The sequence below is a fragment of the Pseudomonas donghuensis genome (assembly GCF_000259195.1).
Taxonomy (GTDB): Bacteria; Pseudomonadota; Gammaproteobacteria; order Pseudomonadales; family Pseudomonadaceae; genus Aquipseudomonas; species Aquipseudomonas donghuensis.
In genome coordinates this window covers 404-14,193 of sequence record NZ_JH650770.1, presented here as the reverse complement: position 1 = coordinate 14,193, position 13,790 = coordinate 404, and the positions used below count along the sequence as shown (strand labels likewise).

Here is a 13,790-nt window from a genome sequence, read left to right as displayed (position 1 = left end):
TATCCGGCGCCCGGCAGGGCGTCACAAGGCACACTGGCGAGGGTTTTGTGATTAACTGTTCGGACAAAATCCACGAACACTTTGCCATGCACCTCAGCCTTGATCGTCACTCCGCCATCCCGCTGGTACAGCAATTGACTGGGCAACTGCAGGCCTGGATCGAAGGCCAGCGCCTACGTCCCGGTAGCCGCTTGCCGTCGATACGTCAGTTGGCCCGGGAGCAGGGCGTCAGCCAGTCCTGCGTGATCGAAGCCTACGACCGGCTGGTGGCGGCGGGCTGGTTGCAGGCGCGTCATGGCGCCGGATTTTTTGTTGCCGAACAGCGGCTCAAGATGCCTCTGGTTGATCAGCCGATCCGCGACGAGGCATTTGACAGCCGATGGCAGCAGTTCACTGACGATCCGGCTGAGCTGCTCAAGCTCTGCTGTGGCTGGGTGCCTTCCAACTGGCGCGCCACCGAGGCGATTGCCCAGGCGGTGCGTCAGGTCAGCCGTGGCGCGCTTGAAGACTTGATCGACTATTGCCCGCCGTTGGGCCTGGCCAGCCTGCGCGCGCAGTTGCACAAGGGCCTGGAGCAGATCGGCATCCAGGCCGCGCCTGAGCAGATCCTCACCACCCAGGGCGCCAGCCACGCCCTCGACCTGCTGGTGCGCACACTGCTCAAGCCCGGCGACAAGGTGCTGGTAGAAAGCCCGGGTTACTACAACCTGTACAGCCTCCTGCGCCAGCATCAGGTGGACATGCTCCACGTGCCGCGTACCCCTCAGGGCCCTGATCTGCATGTGCTGGAAGACCTGCTCAAACGGCACCGCCCGCGTTGCCTGTACATCAACAGCCTGTACCAGAACCCCACCGGCAGCAGCCTGTCGCCCAAGGTCGCTTATCGCTTGCTGGAACTGGCCCGTGAACATGACGTGTTGATCATCGAGGATGACATCTACGCGGATTTTCAGGACAGTGCGGTCACGCGCCTGGCAACCCTGGATGCCGAGCAGCGGGTGATTTACCTGGCCAGCTTCTCCAAGACATTGAGCAGTTCGCTGCGGGTTGGCTATCTGGTGGCCAGGCCTGATCTGGTCGCTCGCCTGGCTGAATTGAAAATGGTCAGTGGCCTGGGCACTTCACGCTTTACCGAGCAGGTCGTGGCGCAGATGCTGGGCAACGGTAGTTACCGAAAAAGCATCGCCCGCTTGCGCGTGCGCCTGGCCCAGCATATGGCCAAGGCCCTGGGGCAATTGGAAGCCAATGGCTGGGAAGTGTTCACTGAGCCGTACGGCGGCATGTTCGTCTGGGCCCGCTGCCCGGGGCGGGATTTCGCTGAGCTGAACCGTGAAGCGCAGGCCTGTTCGGTGCTGCTGGCGCCGGGCAGTGCTTTCGATCCGCAGGGCGCTGCTTGCGACTGGTTACGGATCAATGTCGCCTATGCGCAGGACCAGCGCGCGCAGGCGTTCTTCCAACGTGCCGGGCGACCTCGGCTGTCCTGAAAACGACGCGACTGTAGCTTTTTGCCATTATTCCGACGCCGGGATCTTGTGCCGCTGGCCGCGCCATTGCCACTCTTCACCCTTGATGCATTTGCGGGTATCGGGGGGAAGTGCGATGAGTTCGGCCAAGCGTGGTTTTTTCGCCAACCTGGGCATGGCCCGCAAGCTTGGGTTGGGGTTTGCCCTGGTGTTGCTGTTGACTGCGGTGGTGGCTGCGGCGGGGGTCGCCGCGCTGCACAGCGTCGGGCAACGTTTCGATGGCTTGAAGCAGATGGCGGCGCTCAATACCGCACTGCTCGACACCCGTTTGCAGGAGCAGGCATTCGCCCTGCGCTCCGATCCCAAGGCGGTAGAGGCTGTGCATCAGCGTGTCGAAGCGCTGCAGGAGCAAGCGCGGGCGCTGGTGCAACTGGCCGGCGTCGAGCAGGCGCTGAGCGACTACCGCCAGGCCTTCGACCAGTTCGTCGAGCTGACCCAGGCCAAGGAGCTGGCACTGGACATGGCCAGCTGGTCGGTCTCCAGCGTTGCCAACAACCTCGATGTGCTGCAGTCCGGGCTGGCCGATGACGGTACTTACACCCTCAAGGACACCCAGGGCCAGCAGGGCGCCGAGTTCGTCGAGCAGGCCGGGCAGGTGGCCCAGGTCGCGCGCCTGATGCTGCAGGCCATGGATGAGGCGCGGGTGCGCCTGGAGCAGAACCGCAAGGGCGCCGAAGACGCGCGCCAGGGTCGCATTGAACAGACCGAACAGGCTGCTGCTCTGGTCGAGCAGTTGAAGGCCGCCGTGACCGATGCCGGTTATCAGACCGTGCTTGGCGAAGTCGGCACGCATATCGTCAGTTTCAGTGAAAAGCTCGCCGAATACACCGACTTGCTCGGCCGCGAGCAGCAGCTCAAGCAGCAATTGCAGGCACGTGCCGAGCAGGTCACCGGCCAGGTCGATCAAGCCTATCTCGCTGAAGACCGGGCCATGCAAAGTGAGTTGAAGAACAACGCCATACTGATCCTTGCGGCCTCGCTGCTGGCACTGCTGGTGGGCGTGCTGGCGGCCTGGTTGATCACCCGTGCGGTGGTCGGGCCGCTGCGCCAGGTAATGGGCCGTGCCCAGCAGATTGCCGCCGGCGACCTGCGCGGTGATATCGGTGTCGACCGCCAGGATGAGGTCGGGCAGTTGATGCTGGCCATGCAGCAGATGGGCACGGGCTTGAGCGCAATCGTCAGCGGCCTGCAAAACGGTATCGAACAACTGGCCAGCAACGCCCAGTCGCTGTCGGCGGTCACTGAACAGACCAATCGCGAGGTCAACAGCCAGAAGGATGAAACCGAGCAGGTGGCCACTGCCATGCAGCAGATGACCGCCACCGTGCATGATGTCGCACGCAACGCCGAAGAGGCTGCCCAGGCGGCGCAAACGGCGGATGACAAGGTGGAAAGCGGTCAACAGGTGGTACGCCAGAGCATGCAGCGTATCGAACAGTTGGCAACTTCCGCCGAGTCAGCCAGCCAGAGCATCGAGACTCTCAGCAGCGAAGTGCAGAACATCGGCCAGGTACTTGAAGTGATCAAGAGCGTCGCCGAACAGACCAACCTGCTGGCGCTCAATGCCGCCATCGAGGCCGCGCGGGCGGGTGAGCAGGGGCGTGGTTTTGCCGTGGTCGCCGACGAGGTGCGGGCGCTGGCCCGGCGCACCCAGCAATCAACCGAGGAAATCGAGCGCCTGGTCAGCAGCTTGCGCAGTGGTGCCCAGGCCTCGGTGGCGCAGATCCAGGGCAGTGCCGAGTTGGTCAAGTTGGCCGTCAGCGATGCCCTGCACACGGAAAGCGCCCTGGGCAGCATTGCCGCGGCGGTGTCGTTGATCCAGCAGATGAACCAGCAGATTGCCGCGGCGGCGCAGCAGCAAAGTTCGGTGGCCGAAGAGATCAACCGCAGCGTCACCCAGATCCGCAGCAGCGCCGATCAGTCGGCGCTGGCCATGCAGGGCAACGCCAGCTCAAGTATCGAGCTGGCGCAGTTGGGCAATGACTTGAAGGGGATGGTCGGGCATTTTCGCCTGTAGGAGCGGCGTCCCTACGACTATTTACGCCAGTTGAGTATCATCAAGGTCAGCACCCCGGCAACAATCCCCCAGAACGCCGAACCGATCGAGAACAGGGTAAAGCCGGACGCTGTGACCATGAAGGTGATCAGTGCAGCTTCGCGCTCCCTGGCCTCGTTCATCGCCACGGTCAGGCCGTTCATGATCGAGCCGAACAGCGCCAGGGCGGCAATCGACAGCACCAGCTCCTTGGGCAGGGCCGCGAACAGCGCCGCCAGGGTGGCGCCGAAAACCCCGGCGATGCCGTAGAAAATCCCGCACCAGACCGCTGCGGTGTAACGCTTGTTCGGGTCTTCGTGGGCATGCGGCCCGGTGCAGATCGCCGCACTGATGGCCGCCAGGTTGACGCCGTGGGAGCCGAACGGGGCCAGCACCAGCGAGGCCAGGCCGGTTACCGTGATCAGCGGCGAGGCCGGTACCTGGTAGCCGTCAGCACGCAGCACGGCGACACCGGGCATGTTCTGCGAGGTCATGGCTACCACGAACAATGGAATGCCGATGCTGATGGTGGCGGCCAGGGAGAAGCTTGGCGTGGTCCACACCGGCGTGGCCACTTCCAGGCTGAAACCGCTGAAGTCGAGCAGGCCCATGGCTGCGGACAACACAGTACCGACCACCAGCGCCGCCAGCACCGAGTAGCGCGGCGACACGCGCTTGATCAGCAGGTAGCTGAAAAACATGCCCAGCACCAATGCGGTCCGATGCTGGGCGGCAATGAAAATCTCGCTACCGATCTTGAACAGGATCCCCGCCAGCAACGCCGAGGCCAGCGACGCCGGAATGCGCTTGACCAGGCGCTCGAAGCTACCGGTCATCCCACAGATCACCACCAGCACTGCGCAGGTGATGTAGGCACCAATCGCTTCGCCATAGCTGACCCCACCCAGGCTGGTGATCAGCAGCGCCGCGCCGGGCGTCGACCAGGCGACGGTGATCGGCGTGCGATAACGTAGCGACAGGCCGATGCTGCACACTGCCATGCCGATCGACAGCGCCCAGATCCACGAAGAAATTTGCCCGGTGGTCAAACCGGCTGCTTGACCGGCCTGGAACATCAGCACCAGGGAGCTGGTGTAACCGGTGAGCATGGCAATGAAACCGGCCACTAGCGCGGACGGCGAGGAGTCGGCCAAAGGGCGCAATTGCGCGGACGTGGCATCGGGCATCGGGGCATTCCTTGTGCTGGATGTAAGCAGGTATTTCAGACTACCGCGCACACTGTTGATCTTTGCCATACAGCAGGCATTGCAATTAGCCGTACAGTCGCCAACTATGGGCGCGGGTACGATTGAGCCTTACGAAGAGGGGGAGTGATGTACAAGGTTTACGGCGACTACCAGTCGGGCAACTGCTACAAGATCAAGCTGATGTTGCACCTGCTCGACTTGCCTTACGAATGGCATTCGGTGGATATCCTCAAGGGCGAGACGGAAACCCCGGCGTTCCTGACCATGAACCCCAACGGCAAGGTGCCGGTGCTGGAGCTCGAAGATGGCACCTACCTGTGGGAGTCCAACGCGATTCTCAACTTCCTGGCCGATGGCAGCGAGTTCCTGCCCACCGAACCGCGTTTACGCACCCAGGTGCTGCAATGGCAGTTCTTCGAACAGTACAGCCATGAGCCGTACATCGCCGTGGCGCGCTTCATCCAGTTCTACCTGGGGCTGCCGCAAGACCGGCTGGAGGAATACAAGACCCTGCACAAGGGCGGCTACAAGGCCCTGCGGGTGATGGAGAAGCAACTGCAGCTGACGCCATACCTGGTGGGCGATAACTATTCTATCGCCGATGTCGCGCTGTACGCCTACACCCATGTCGCCCATCAGGGCGGGTTCGACCTTAATGAGTACCCGGGCATCCAGGCATGGCTGGAACGTGTGGCCAGCCATCCCCGTCACGTGACCATGCTCGGTTGAGCGATCAGGCGGCAAAACGCTTGTTGAGGTAGTCGATGATCACCTTGGATTCATACATCCAGGTGGTCTTGCCGTCTTCCTCGATACGCAGGCACGGTACCTTGATCTTGCCGCCTTCGGCGAGCAGGGTCTGGCGATCCTGTTCGTTGTTCTTGGCGTCGCGCAGCGCAACCGGCACATTCAGGCGGTGCAGGGTGCGGCGGGTTTTCACGCAGAATGGGCAAGCGTGGAACTGGTACAGGCTCAGGCCCTCGGCCTGTTGCTCGACCCGGGCCTGGGCGGCCGGGTCGCGCTTGAGCTTGGCCGGGCGGCTGATCCAGTCACCGAACACAATCAATTGGCCGAGGCCCACACGCAGTGCTTTGACGATCATGGCAACTCCTGAGAATAAAAAAAGCCGACCACGAAAGGTCGGCTTGCAGTCTGGTTCGCTTACTTGATCAGGCTGAGAAACTCGCTGCGGGTCGCGGCGTTTTCACGGAACTCGCCGAGCATCACCGAAGTGATCATGGTCGAGTTCTGTTTTTCCACACCGCGCATCATCATGCACATGTGCTTGGCCTCGATGACCACCGCCACGCCCAGGGCGCCGGTGACCTTCTGGATCGCTTCGGCGATCTGGCGGCTGAGGTTTTCCTGGATCTGCAGGCGACGTGCGTACATGTCGACGATCCGCGCCACCTTCGACAGCCCCAGGACTTTGCCGTCAGGGATGTAGGCAACGTGGGCCTTGCCGATGAACGGCAGCATGTGGTGCTCGCACAGCGAGTACAGCTCGATGTCCTTGACCAGGACCATCTCGCTGTTATCGGAGCTGAACAGGGCGCCGTTGGTCACTTCTTCCAGGGTTTGCTCATAACCGCGGCAAAGGTACTGCATGGCCTTCGCTGCCCGTTTGGGCGTGTCGAGCAGGCCCTCGCGGGAGATATCCTCGCCAAGCTGGCCAAGGATCGCGGTGTAGTTCTGTTCCAGGGACATGGATCTACCTGTGGGATTTTATCGCAAACGCGAAGGGTACGGCGGCGGCGGCGGCGCTGCAAGTACGGCGTTACTCGTCGCGGCCTTCGAGCATGGTTCGCTTGAGCATGACATACACCGCGCCAGTACCGCCATGGCGGGCCTGGCACGAGGTAAAACCAAGGACTTGCGGGTGCTGGCGCAGCCAGGTGTTGACGTGGCTCTTGATCATCGGCCGCTTGCCATCCAGGCGTACCGCCTTGCCATGGGTGACGCGCACGCAGCGCACTTCGAAACGGGTCGCTTCGGCGAGGAAGGCCCAGAGGGTTTCCCGCGCCTTTTCGACATTCATGCCATGCAGGTCAAGGCTGCCTTCGAAGCCGATCTGGCCAAGCTTGAGCTTGCGCATCTGGCTTTCCTGGACGCCGTCACGGCTCCAGTGCAGGTCGTCTTCAGGGCCGACATCAATGACGAACTGGTCCGACAGGCCATCGACCACGGTCTGGTCGCTGCGCACCGTCGCGGCCTGGCGCAGGCCCGCCAGTTTCTTGCGGTCGGCCTTGGGTTTACCGACTTCGGCGCGATCATGCGTGATCGGCTTGACACCGCGCATCTCGCTTTTGAACAGGGAAAAATCGTCGTCTTGCATGTAAGCCTCCGCCTGGGCGGCGTAGTTTACGCGACTCCCCCACGGCGTGCAGTCAATCGTGTTTTTTCATCAGGTGCGGTGACAGGTTGAGCTCGCGGCTGCGACGCAGGCGCAAACGGCTGCGGCGCCAGAACCACACGCCCAGGTACAGCAGCAACAGGCCAAGGCCGAGCAAGACGCTGGCACCGGCCGGGTTGGCATTGAGCTCGCCCAGGGCAGCGGGGCGGCCCAGCAGGCTGGCGGCGCCGGCCATGGCCAGGAGCACGCCAGCGGTTGCCAGCAACGCCGAGAACGCCGCCGCAAAGCGCATGCCCCAGTTGCGGGGCGTGCGTGGGCGTAAGCGCTTGGCATCGAAACCATCGGATATTTTCATTCCGATTTCCTCTATGGATATCCGGCGTTGGACCGAAAAGCCCTGAGGTGGTTCCGCCCGGCTGCCGGGCGGTCGCTCAGATCAGGCTGGTGGTCGGCGCTACACAGGCAAAGTTGTCGGCCATGATCGCCATCTCGCTCTGCTGAATCTGCGCCGCCGGGATCACGCCATCCTTGAAGGGCAGGTCGCGGGTGGCGCAAGCATCTTCGATCAGGGTGCAGCGGTAGCCGTAATCCTTGGCCCGGCGCACGGTGGTGCTGACGCTGGAGTGGCTCATGAAGCCGCAGACGATCAGGTCCAGGTGGCCGTATTTCTGCAGGGTTTCATGCAGGGTGGTGTTCTTGAAGGCATTGGGCATGCGTTTTTCGATGATCACCTCATCGCCCTGCGGCTCAAGGCCCGGGATGAACTCACCGCGCGGTCCCTGCGGGTCGAACATGCCGCCGACGGTACCCAGGTGACGCACGTGGATGATCGGGCGCCCGGCCTTGCGGGCCGCCTCGAGCATTTTAGCGATGTTGGCCACGGCAGCATCCATGCCCGAGAGCGCCAGGGGACCGCTGAGGTACTCCTTTTGCGCATCGATAATCACCAGGCTGGCATTGTTCAGCTTGGCCGGCGGATAGCCGCGACCGCTGAGGTGGAACATCGTCGTTGGAACAGACATCAAGGGCTCCTTTGGATAGGGCTTTTACCCTATTGTCCCCTGCCTGAGCACTTATGTGAATCGCTTCGCGTACAACCAGCGTCGTTAGTGGCCTGCAGCCAGCTTGGCGATATCCTTACAGGGTGTTTTTGCCGATCATTTCTGCTGCCGGGCTGTTAGAATCGCAGGTCGTCTTTCAAGGAGTCTGTTGTGATCACTTCTCGCTTGCGCACCCTGCGCGATCATATCCGTTGGGCCGTCAGCCGTTTCCACGAGCAGGGCCTGTTTTTCGGTCATGGCGCCGACAACGCCTGGGATGAAGCGCGGCTGCTGGTGCTGGGGTCGGTGCATCTGCCCTGGGAAGTCGCCGACGCCTATCTGGACTGTCAGCTGGAAGACGACGAACTGGTCAATCTCCAGCGCCTGCTCAAGCGCCGCATCGAAGACCGCGTACCCACCGCCTACCTGCTCGGTGAGGCCTGGTTCTGTGGTTTGTCGTTCATCGTTGACGAGCGCGTGCTGATTCCGCGCTCACCCATTGGCGAGCTGATCGAAAAACGTTTCGAGCCGTGGCTGGCCAGCGAGCCTGCGCGCATCCTCGACCTGTGCACCGGCTCTGGCTGCATCGGCATCGTCAGCGCCGAAGTGTTCCCGGACGCTGAAGTGGTGCTGGCCGACCTGTCCTTCGAGGCACTGGAGGTGGCGAACCAGAACATCGAGCGTCATGGCCTGGAAGAGCGCGTCTATACCGTGCAGGGCGATGGCTTCGGCGGTCTGCCGGGGCAGCGCTTCGACCTGATCCTGTCCAATCCGCCGTATGTCGATGCCGAAGACTTTGCCGACATGCCCGAGGAATATCATCACGAACCGGAACTGGGCCTGGCCTGCGGCAATGACGGCCTGGACCTGGTGCGGCGGATGCTGGCCGAAGCGGCCGATCACCTGACCGAGAAGGGGTTGCTGATCGTCGAGGTTGGCAACAGCCAGGTGCATGTCGAGGCGCTGTATCCGCAAGTGGATTTCGCCTGGCTGGAGTTCGAGCGGGGTGGGCACGGGGTGTTCATGCTCACGGCGCAGCAGTGCCGGCAGCATCAGGAGTTGTTTGCTTCGAAGGTGTAAGGCTTCAGGTTTGCAGTGCATCCATCGCTGGCAAGCCAGCTCCCACAATTGCCCTTGTGGGAGCTGGCTTGCCAGCGAGGCTTTTTAGCGGTGAGTCGCAATCCAGATCAACAACCCCGCCTGAAACACCGCAAAGGCCACCAGGCAGGTGATGGTAAAGCGCAGCCCGCTGTCTTCACGGCGGTACTTGCTGACCCGCTCGTCACGCTCGCGCAGTTGCGCCTCTTTTTCCTGCAGGCTCTGCTCGGCCTGTTGCAGCATCTGCGCAGCATCGAGTATCTCCACCCGCTGCACCTTGTCACTGTTCCAGCCGCCCTTGAGTTCACCGACCTGCACATCGACAAAGCGTCCCTTCAGGTGCTGGGCATCAGCGTACTCGACCTCCAGGCCATGACTGCGCAGCACATGGTCACGGCGCAGACGGGTGTCTTCGTTGAGGGCGTCCTTGTTCGGCAGGGCCGCGCCTTCGACCCGATAGTGCGGCCACTTGCGTTGCGCCCAGGTCACCGCCTGGTTCATCAGAAAACGCCCCAGGCCGCGGTTCAGCGGCTCGATCTGCAGGCCGGAGTCAGGGCTGAAGGTCACGCGTTTTTCTTCGTGGTCGACCCATACATCCAGGTGGTTCTGTTCCTTGCGCACCTTCTGCGCCGGCAGCTGGATAGCCATGCGTAGCAGGCTGGTCTGTTTGTTGTGGCGTTCGGCATAGCCGTACTGGACGAAGCGCAGCGGCCGCGCACCGCTGTTGCGGTCGGTCGGCAGCGGCGCCAGGCGCAGCATCTGGAAGTGTTCGGGGGCAACATCGGCCCAGGGCAGGGGGGCAACTTCCGCTGCTGCCTGTTCGGCAGTCGTCTCGGCGGTGTCCTGGGGGGCGGCTTCGGTCATCACGGCAATCCTCATGTGCGCAGCAGGCTGGTCGCATTGACGAAGCCAGCACCACTTTATCGGCAGGACTGGCCCGGACTGGAGGCGTAATTTCTGCGATTGGGCCTCAGCTGGCGGGCAACCGCTGAATGAAGTCGACAACGCGCTTGCCCAGTTCGGCCGCTTGCGGCAGTTGCGGATCAAGATAACTGTCGCGTTGCTGGCTGATTTGCTCCGGTGCGATGCGCAGCATGTGGTTCATGCCCTTGATCAAGGCAAGCTCGGCATCCGGCTTGGCGGCCTTGAGGATCTCGGCGTTGTCGACATTGACCTGGAAGTCATGGGTGCCCTGGATGATCAGCGCCGGTACCTTGACTTTGGCAAAGGCCTCGGCCGGGTCCTGGCGGAACAGCGAAATCAGGTAGGGCTGCACGCTGGGGCGCAGTACATCCTGCAGGGGCAGGGGCACGCGAGAGGAGGTCTTGCCGTTTTTCAGGCGATCGAGGATATCGCCGGCACTGGCCATGTAGCGCCCGGGCACCCGCTCAAATATCTGTGCGCGCAGCGCCTTGTCGATCGGCCAGCCACTGCCGGCAATGCTGATCACGGCGCTGGCGCCGCTTTGCTCGGCGGCAAGGCTGGCGATCAACGCACCTTCGCTGTGGCCAAGCAGAATCAGGCGGCCGAAACGTGGGTCGGATTTGATCTTCTGGCTCCAGGCCACGGCATCGGCGACATAGCGCTCTACCGTCAGGTCGCGCTCGTCCGGGGTGGCCGCGAGGCTGGCCGCGACGCCGCGCTTGTCGTAGCGCACGCTGGCGATGTTGTTTTTCGCCAGGGTCAGGGCCAGTTGCTTGAGGTTGTCCGTGTTGCCGCCGTAGGGGTTGTTGCCATCGCGGTCGGTGGGCCCGGAGCCGGCAATGATCAGCACCACCGGTGGTGGCTGCTCGGTACGCGGCAACAGCAGGCTACCGTGCAGCACGCCGCTGCCGGTATCGAGGCTGACCGGGCGCTGGAACACGGTGGGAGCGGCAGCCTGGACCAGGCCGCTGAACAGCAGGGTGAGTACCGCAACAATACGCAACATCATCAGGCCACTATCGAGAGAGTGCGGTTTGGACCGGGCCGGGCGCAGAAGGTTCGCCGTCAGGGATGAACTGAATGGTTAGCCTGCGTATACTGGCGCTCTTGTTCAAATCTGGCTGATTCGCGGAGCGTCCTGCATGTCCGGCAATACCTACGGCAAGCTGTTCACTGTCACCACCGCTGGCGAAAGCCATGGCCCGGCGTTGGTCGCCATTGTCGATGGCTGCCCGCCAGGCCTGGAGATTTCCCTGGCCGACCTGCAGCACGACCTGGACCGGCGCAAGCCCGGCACCAGCCGCCACACCACCCAGCGCCAGGAAGCCGACGAAGTCGAAATCCTCTCGGGAGTGTTCGAAGGCCGCACCACCGGCTGCTCCATTGGCCTGTTGATCCGCAACACCGACCAGAAGTCCAAGGACTACTCGGCGATCAAGGACCTGTTCCGCCCGGCCCACGCCGACTACACCTACCACCACAAGTACGGTGAGCGTGATTACCGTGGCGGCGGCCGCAGCTCGGCGCGGGAAACCGCCATGCGCGTGGCCGCCGGTGCCATCGCCAAGAAGTACCTGGCCACCCAGGGCATCCGCATCCGCGGCTACATGAGCCAGCTCGGGCCGATTGAAATCCCCTTCAAGACCTGGGATTCGGTAGAGCAGAACGCCTTCTTCAGCCCGGACCCGGACAAAGTCCCGGAGCTCGAGGCCTATATGGACCAGCTGCGCCGCGACCAGGATTCGGTCGGGGCGAAAATCACCGTGGTCGCTGAAGGCGTCATGCCCGGCCTGGGCGAGCCGATCTTCGATCGCCTGGATGCCGAGCTTGCCCACGCGCTGATGAGTATCAACGCGGTCAAGGGCGTGGAAATCGGCGCAGGTTTTGCCAGCGTCGCCCAGCGCGGTACCGAGCACCGTGACGAGCTGACCCCGGAAGGCTTCCTCAGCAACAACGCCGGCGGCATTCTTGGCGGTATTTCCTCCGGTCAGCCGATCGTTGCCCACCTGGCCCTCAAGCCGACCTCGAGCATCACCACCCCTGGCCGCTCCATCGACGTCGATGGCAACCCGGTTGAGGTGATCACCAAGGGCCGTCATGACCCGTGCGTGGGTATCCGCGCCACGCCGATTGCCGAGGCCATGATGGCCATCGTGCTGATGGACCACCTGCTGCGCCACCGCGGGCAGAACGCCGACGTGCGCGTGAAGACGCCGGTGCTGGGCCAGCTGTAATGCTGGCGCCTGCCAATCGCGCCGCGGCTCGCTGAGCCGTGGCGCCGATTCCCTACTGGCGGCTGTCCAGTTTCTACCTCTTTTACTTCGCCTTGCTCGGCTCGACAGCGCCGTTTCTGGCGTTGTATTTCGATCACCTGGGTTTTTCCAGTGCGCGCATCGGCGAGCTGGTGGCCATCCCCATGCTGATGCGCTGCGTGGCCCCCAACCTGTGGGGCTGGCTGGGCGACCGCAGTGGCCAGCGCTTGCTGATCGTGCGCCTGGGCGCCTTGTCGACCCTGGCGACCTTTTCGTTGATCTTCTTCGGCAAAAGCTACGCCTGGCTGGCGCTGGTGATGGCCCTGCATGCGTTCTTCTGGCATGCGGTACTGCCACAGTTCGAGGTCATCACCCTGGCCCACCTGCAAGGGCAGACCGCACGCTACAGCCAGATCCGTCTGTGGGGCTCGATCGGCTTCATCCTCACCGTGGTCGGCCTTGGCCGATTGTTCGACTGGCTTAGCCTGGATATCTACCCGGTTGCCTTGGTGGTCGTCATGGCCGGTATCGTCGTGGCCAGCCTCTGGGTGCCCAATGCCCAGCCGCCGGGGCAGAATGAGCGTGCGGCCGGCGGCAGTTTTCTCAGGCAACTGGCAAGCCCGGGTGTTGCCGCGTTTTACCTGTGCGTGGCACTCATGCAGCTTAGCCATGGCCCGTACTACACCTTCCTGACCCTGCACCTTGAGCACCTGGGTTACAGTCGCGGCACCATCGGCATGCTCTGGGCCCTGGGGGTGGTGGCCGAGGTGCTGATGTTCCTGGCCATGAGCTGGATCCTGGCGCGGGTCTCGCTGCGCCGGGTGCTGCTGGCCAGTTTTGCCCTGGCGGCCGTGCGCTGGGTGTTGCTGGGCAACTTTGCCGAGCACCTGGGCGTACTGCTGCTTGCCCAGGTCCTGCACGCAGCCACCTTCGGCAGTTTTCACGCGGCCGCCATCGCCTTCGTGCAACGCAGTTTCGGCGCCCGCCAGCAAGGCCAGGGCCAGGCGCTGTATGCAGCGCTCGCCGGCACGGGCGGCGCCTTGGGCGCCTTGTGTTCGGGGTACAGCTGGAACCTGCTGGGGCCGGCTACCACCTTTAGTATTGCCAGCGTCGCGGCCCTGGCCGCAGCCGTTATCATTGCACTTCGAATGAAAGAGGACAGGGCATGAGCCTTGGCCGTGAACCATTGGCCGGTAGTAAGGAGTTGCCCTGATGAGCAGCCTGACCGTGTATCACCAGTCCACCCCGGATATTCCCAACAAAGTCTTGACTCATCTTGAAGACATTGCCGCGACCCTGGCCGAGCAGGGCGTGCGTTTCGAGCGTTGGCAGGCCGCCGCGCCCATTCAGGCGGGGG

14 protein-coding genes and 2 pseudogenes are annotated in these 13,790 nt (G+C 63.0%); 8 read left to right on the top strand and 8 right to left on the bottom strand.

The features are described from left to right. Positions 1 to 86: 86 nt before the first annotated feature. From UW3_RS0117785 to UW3_RS30295, 3 genes and pseudogenes are all read left to right on the top strand, one after another. Positions 87 to 1,484: an aminotransferase-like domain-containing protein gene (locus UW3_RS0117785; RefSeq protein WP_010224094.1), complete on the top strand. Its 1,398-nt coding sequence runs from the start codon at positions 87 to 89 to the stop codon at positions 1,482 to 1,484. After that, a pseudogene (locus tag UW3_RS30300) lies at positions 1,414 to 2,679 on the top strand (HAMP domain-containing protein); the annotation flags it as partial. The gene UW3_RS0117785 and the pseudogene UW3_RS30300, both read left to right, overlap by 71 nt. Beyond that, the gene (locus UW3_RS30295) at positions 2,659 to 3,540 is read left to right on the top strand and encodes a methyl-accepting chemotaxis protein (protein WP_374045282.1); all 882 of its coding nucleotides are present in this window, start codon (positions 2,659 to 2,661) and stop codon (positions 3,538 to 3,540) included. The pseudogene UW3_RS30300 and the gene UW3_RS30295, both read left to right, overlap by 21 nt. A 17-nt stretch (positions 3,541 to 3,557) precedes the next feature. On the opposite strand, the gene UW3_RS0117775 is transcribed toward UW3_RS30295, so the two are convergent. Continuing rightward, entirely contained in the window at positions 3,558 to 4,745 is a 1,188-nt protein-coding gene (locus UW3_RS0117775) for a benzoate/H(+) symporter BenE family transporter (RefSeq protein WP_010224092.1), read from the bottom strand. Between the two features lie 147 nt (positions 4,746 to 4,892). On the opposite strand from UW3_RS0117775, the gene UW3_RS0117765 reads away from it, so the two are divergent. Continuing rightward, complete coding sequence (locus UW3_RS0117765; protein ID WP_010224090.1) at positions 4,893 to 5,495, top strand: glutathione S-transferase family protein; 603 nt, start codon at positions 4,893 to 4,895, stop codon at positions 5,493 to 5,495. Between the two features lie 4 nt (positions 5,496 to 5,499). On the opposite strand, the gene UW3_RS0117760 is transcribed toward UW3_RS0117765, so the two are convergent. From UW3_RS0117760 to UW3_RS0117740, 5 genes are all read right to left on the bottom strand, one after another. Next, entirely contained in the window at positions 5,500 to 5,868 is a 369-nt protein-coding gene (locus UW3_RS0117760; protein ID WP_010224089.1) for a glutathione S-transferase N-terminal domain-containing protein, read from the bottom strand. A gap of 59 nt (positions 5,869 to 5,927) precedes the next feature. Then, the gene (gene folE, locus UW3_RS0117755) at positions 5,928 to 6,473 is read right to left on the bottom strand and encodes a GTP cyclohydrolase I FolE (RefSeq protein WP_010224088.1); all 546 of its coding nucleotides are present in this window, start codon (positions 6,471 to 6,473) and stop codon (positions 5,928 to 5,930) included. A gap of 70 nt (positions 6,474 to 6,543) precedes the next feature. Continuing rightward, positions 6,544 to 7,101, bottom strand: coding sequence for a Smr/MutS family protein (locus tag UW3_RS0117750; protein ID WP_010224087.1), 558 nt, complete (start codon positions 7,099 to 7,101; stop codon positions 6,544 to 6,546). A 52-nt stretch (positions 7,102 to 7,153) separates the two neighbouring features. Continuing rightward, positions 7,154 to 7,474, bottom strand: coding sequence for a hypothetical protein (locus UW3_RS0117745; protein ID WP_010224086.1), 321 nt, complete (start codon positions 7,472 to 7,474; stop codon positions 7,154 to 7,156). Positions 7,475 to 7,550: 76 nt separating this feature from the next. Beyond that, positions 7,551 to 8,141, bottom strand: coding sequence for a cysteine hydrolase family protein (locus UW3_RS0117740; RefSeq protein WP_010224084.1), 591 nt, complete (start codon positions 8,139 to 8,141; stop codon positions 7,551 to 7,553). A 189-nt stretch (positions 8,142 to 8,330) separates the two neighbouring features. On the opposite strand from UW3_RS0117740, the gene prmB reads away from it, so the two are divergent. Further along, positions 8,331 to 9,239: a 50S ribosomal protein L3 N(5)-glutamine methyltransferase gene (gene prmB / locus UW3_RS0117735; RefSeq protein WP_010224082.1), complete on the top strand. Its 909-nt coding sequence runs from the start codon at positions 8,331 to 8,333 to the stop codon at positions 9,237 to 9,239. A gap of 84 nt (positions 9,240 to 9,323) precedes the next feature. Here prmB and UW3_RS0117730 read toward each other — a convergent pair whose 3' ends face one another. Further along, on the bottom strand, positions 9,324 to 10,121 hold the full coding sequence (locus tag UW3_RS0117730) for a hypothetical protein (protein ID WP_010224080.1): 798 nt from the start codon (positions 10,119 to 10,121) through the stop codon (positions 9,324 to 9,326). Between the two features lie 106 nt (positions 10,122 to 10,227). Further along, positions 10,228 to 11,190 (bottom strand): alpha/beta hydrolase, encoded by a 963-nt coding sequence (locus UW3_RS0117725; protein ID WP_010224078.1) that lies wholly within the window; start codon positions 11,188 to 11,190, stop codon positions 10,228 to 10,230. A gap of 133 nt (positions 11,191 to 11,323) precedes the next feature. Here UW3_RS0117725 and aroC point away from each other — a divergent pair, with 133 nt between their 5' ends. The 3 genes and pseudogenes from aroC to UW3_RS29745 all read left to right on the top strand — a co-directional run. Further along, positions 11,324 to 12,415: a chorismate synthase gene (aroC, locus tag UW3_RS0117720; protein ID WP_010224075.1), complete on the top strand. Its 1,092-nt coding sequence runs from the start codon at positions 11,324 to 11,326 to the stop codon at positions 12,413 to 12,415. 38 nt (positions 12,416 to 12,453) lie between these two features. Next, the gene (locus UW3_RS0117715; protein WP_010224073.1) at positions 12,454 to 13,602 is read left to right on the top strand and encodes an MFS transporter; all 1,149 of its coding nucleotides are present in this window, start codon (positions 12,454 to 12,456) and stop codon (positions 13,600 to 13,602) included. 43 nt (positions 13,603 to 13,645) lie between these two features. Beyond that, positions 13,646 to 13,790: pseudogene (locus UW3_RS29745) on the top strand (acireductone dioxygenase); the annotation flags it as partial.

Bases quoted from the DNA above. Each gene is read 5' to 3' on its own strand.
- UW3_RS0117785 (WP_010224094.1), top strand. From the start codon at position 87: ATGCACCTCAGCCTTGATCGTCACTCCGCCATCCCGCTGGTACAGCAA.
- UW3_RS30295 (WP_374045282.1), top strand. From the start codon at position 2,659: ATGCTGGCCATGCAGCAGATGGGCACGGGCTTGAGCGCAATCGTCAGC.
- UW3_RS0117775 (WP_010224092.1), bottom strand. From the start codon at position 4,745: ATGCCCGATGCCACGTCCGCGCAATTGCGCCCTTTGGCCGACTCCTCG.
- UW3_RS0117765 (WP_010224090.1), top strand. From the start codon at position 4,893: ATGTACAAGGTTTACGGCGACTACCAGTCGGGCAACTGCTACAAGATC.
- UW3_RS0117760 (WP_010224089.1), bottom strand. From the start codon at position 5,868: ATGATCGTCAAAGCACTGCGTGTGGGCCTCGGCCAATTGATTGTGTTC.
- folE (WP_010224088.1), bottom strand. From the start codon at position 6,473: ATGTCCCTGGAACAGAACTACACCGCGATCCTTGGCCAGCTTGGCGAG.
- UW3_RS0117750 (WP_010224087.1), bottom strand. From the start codon at position 7,101: ATGCAAGACGACGATTTTTCCCTGTTCAAAAGCGAGATGCGCGGTGTC.
- UW3_RS0117745 (WP_010224086.1), bottom strand. From the start codon at position 7,474: ATGAAAATATCCGATGGTTTCGATGCCAAGCGCTTACGCCCACGCACG.
- UW3_RS0117740 (WP_010224084.1), bottom strand. From the start codon at position 8,141: ATGTCTGTTCCAACGACGATGTTCCACCTCAGCGGTCGCGGCTATCCG.
- UW3_RS0117730 (WP_010224080.1), bottom strand. From the start codon at position 10,121: ATGACCGAAGCCGCCCCCCAGGACACCGCCGAGACGACTGCCGAACAG.
- UW3_RS0117725 (WP_010224078.1), bottom strand. From the start codon at position 11,190: ATGATGTTGCGTATTGTTGCGGTACTCACCCTGCTGTTCAGCGGCCTG.
- aroC (WP_010224075.1), top strand. From the start codon at position 11,324: ATGTCCGGCAATACCTACGGCAAGCTGTTCACTGTCACCACCGCTGGC.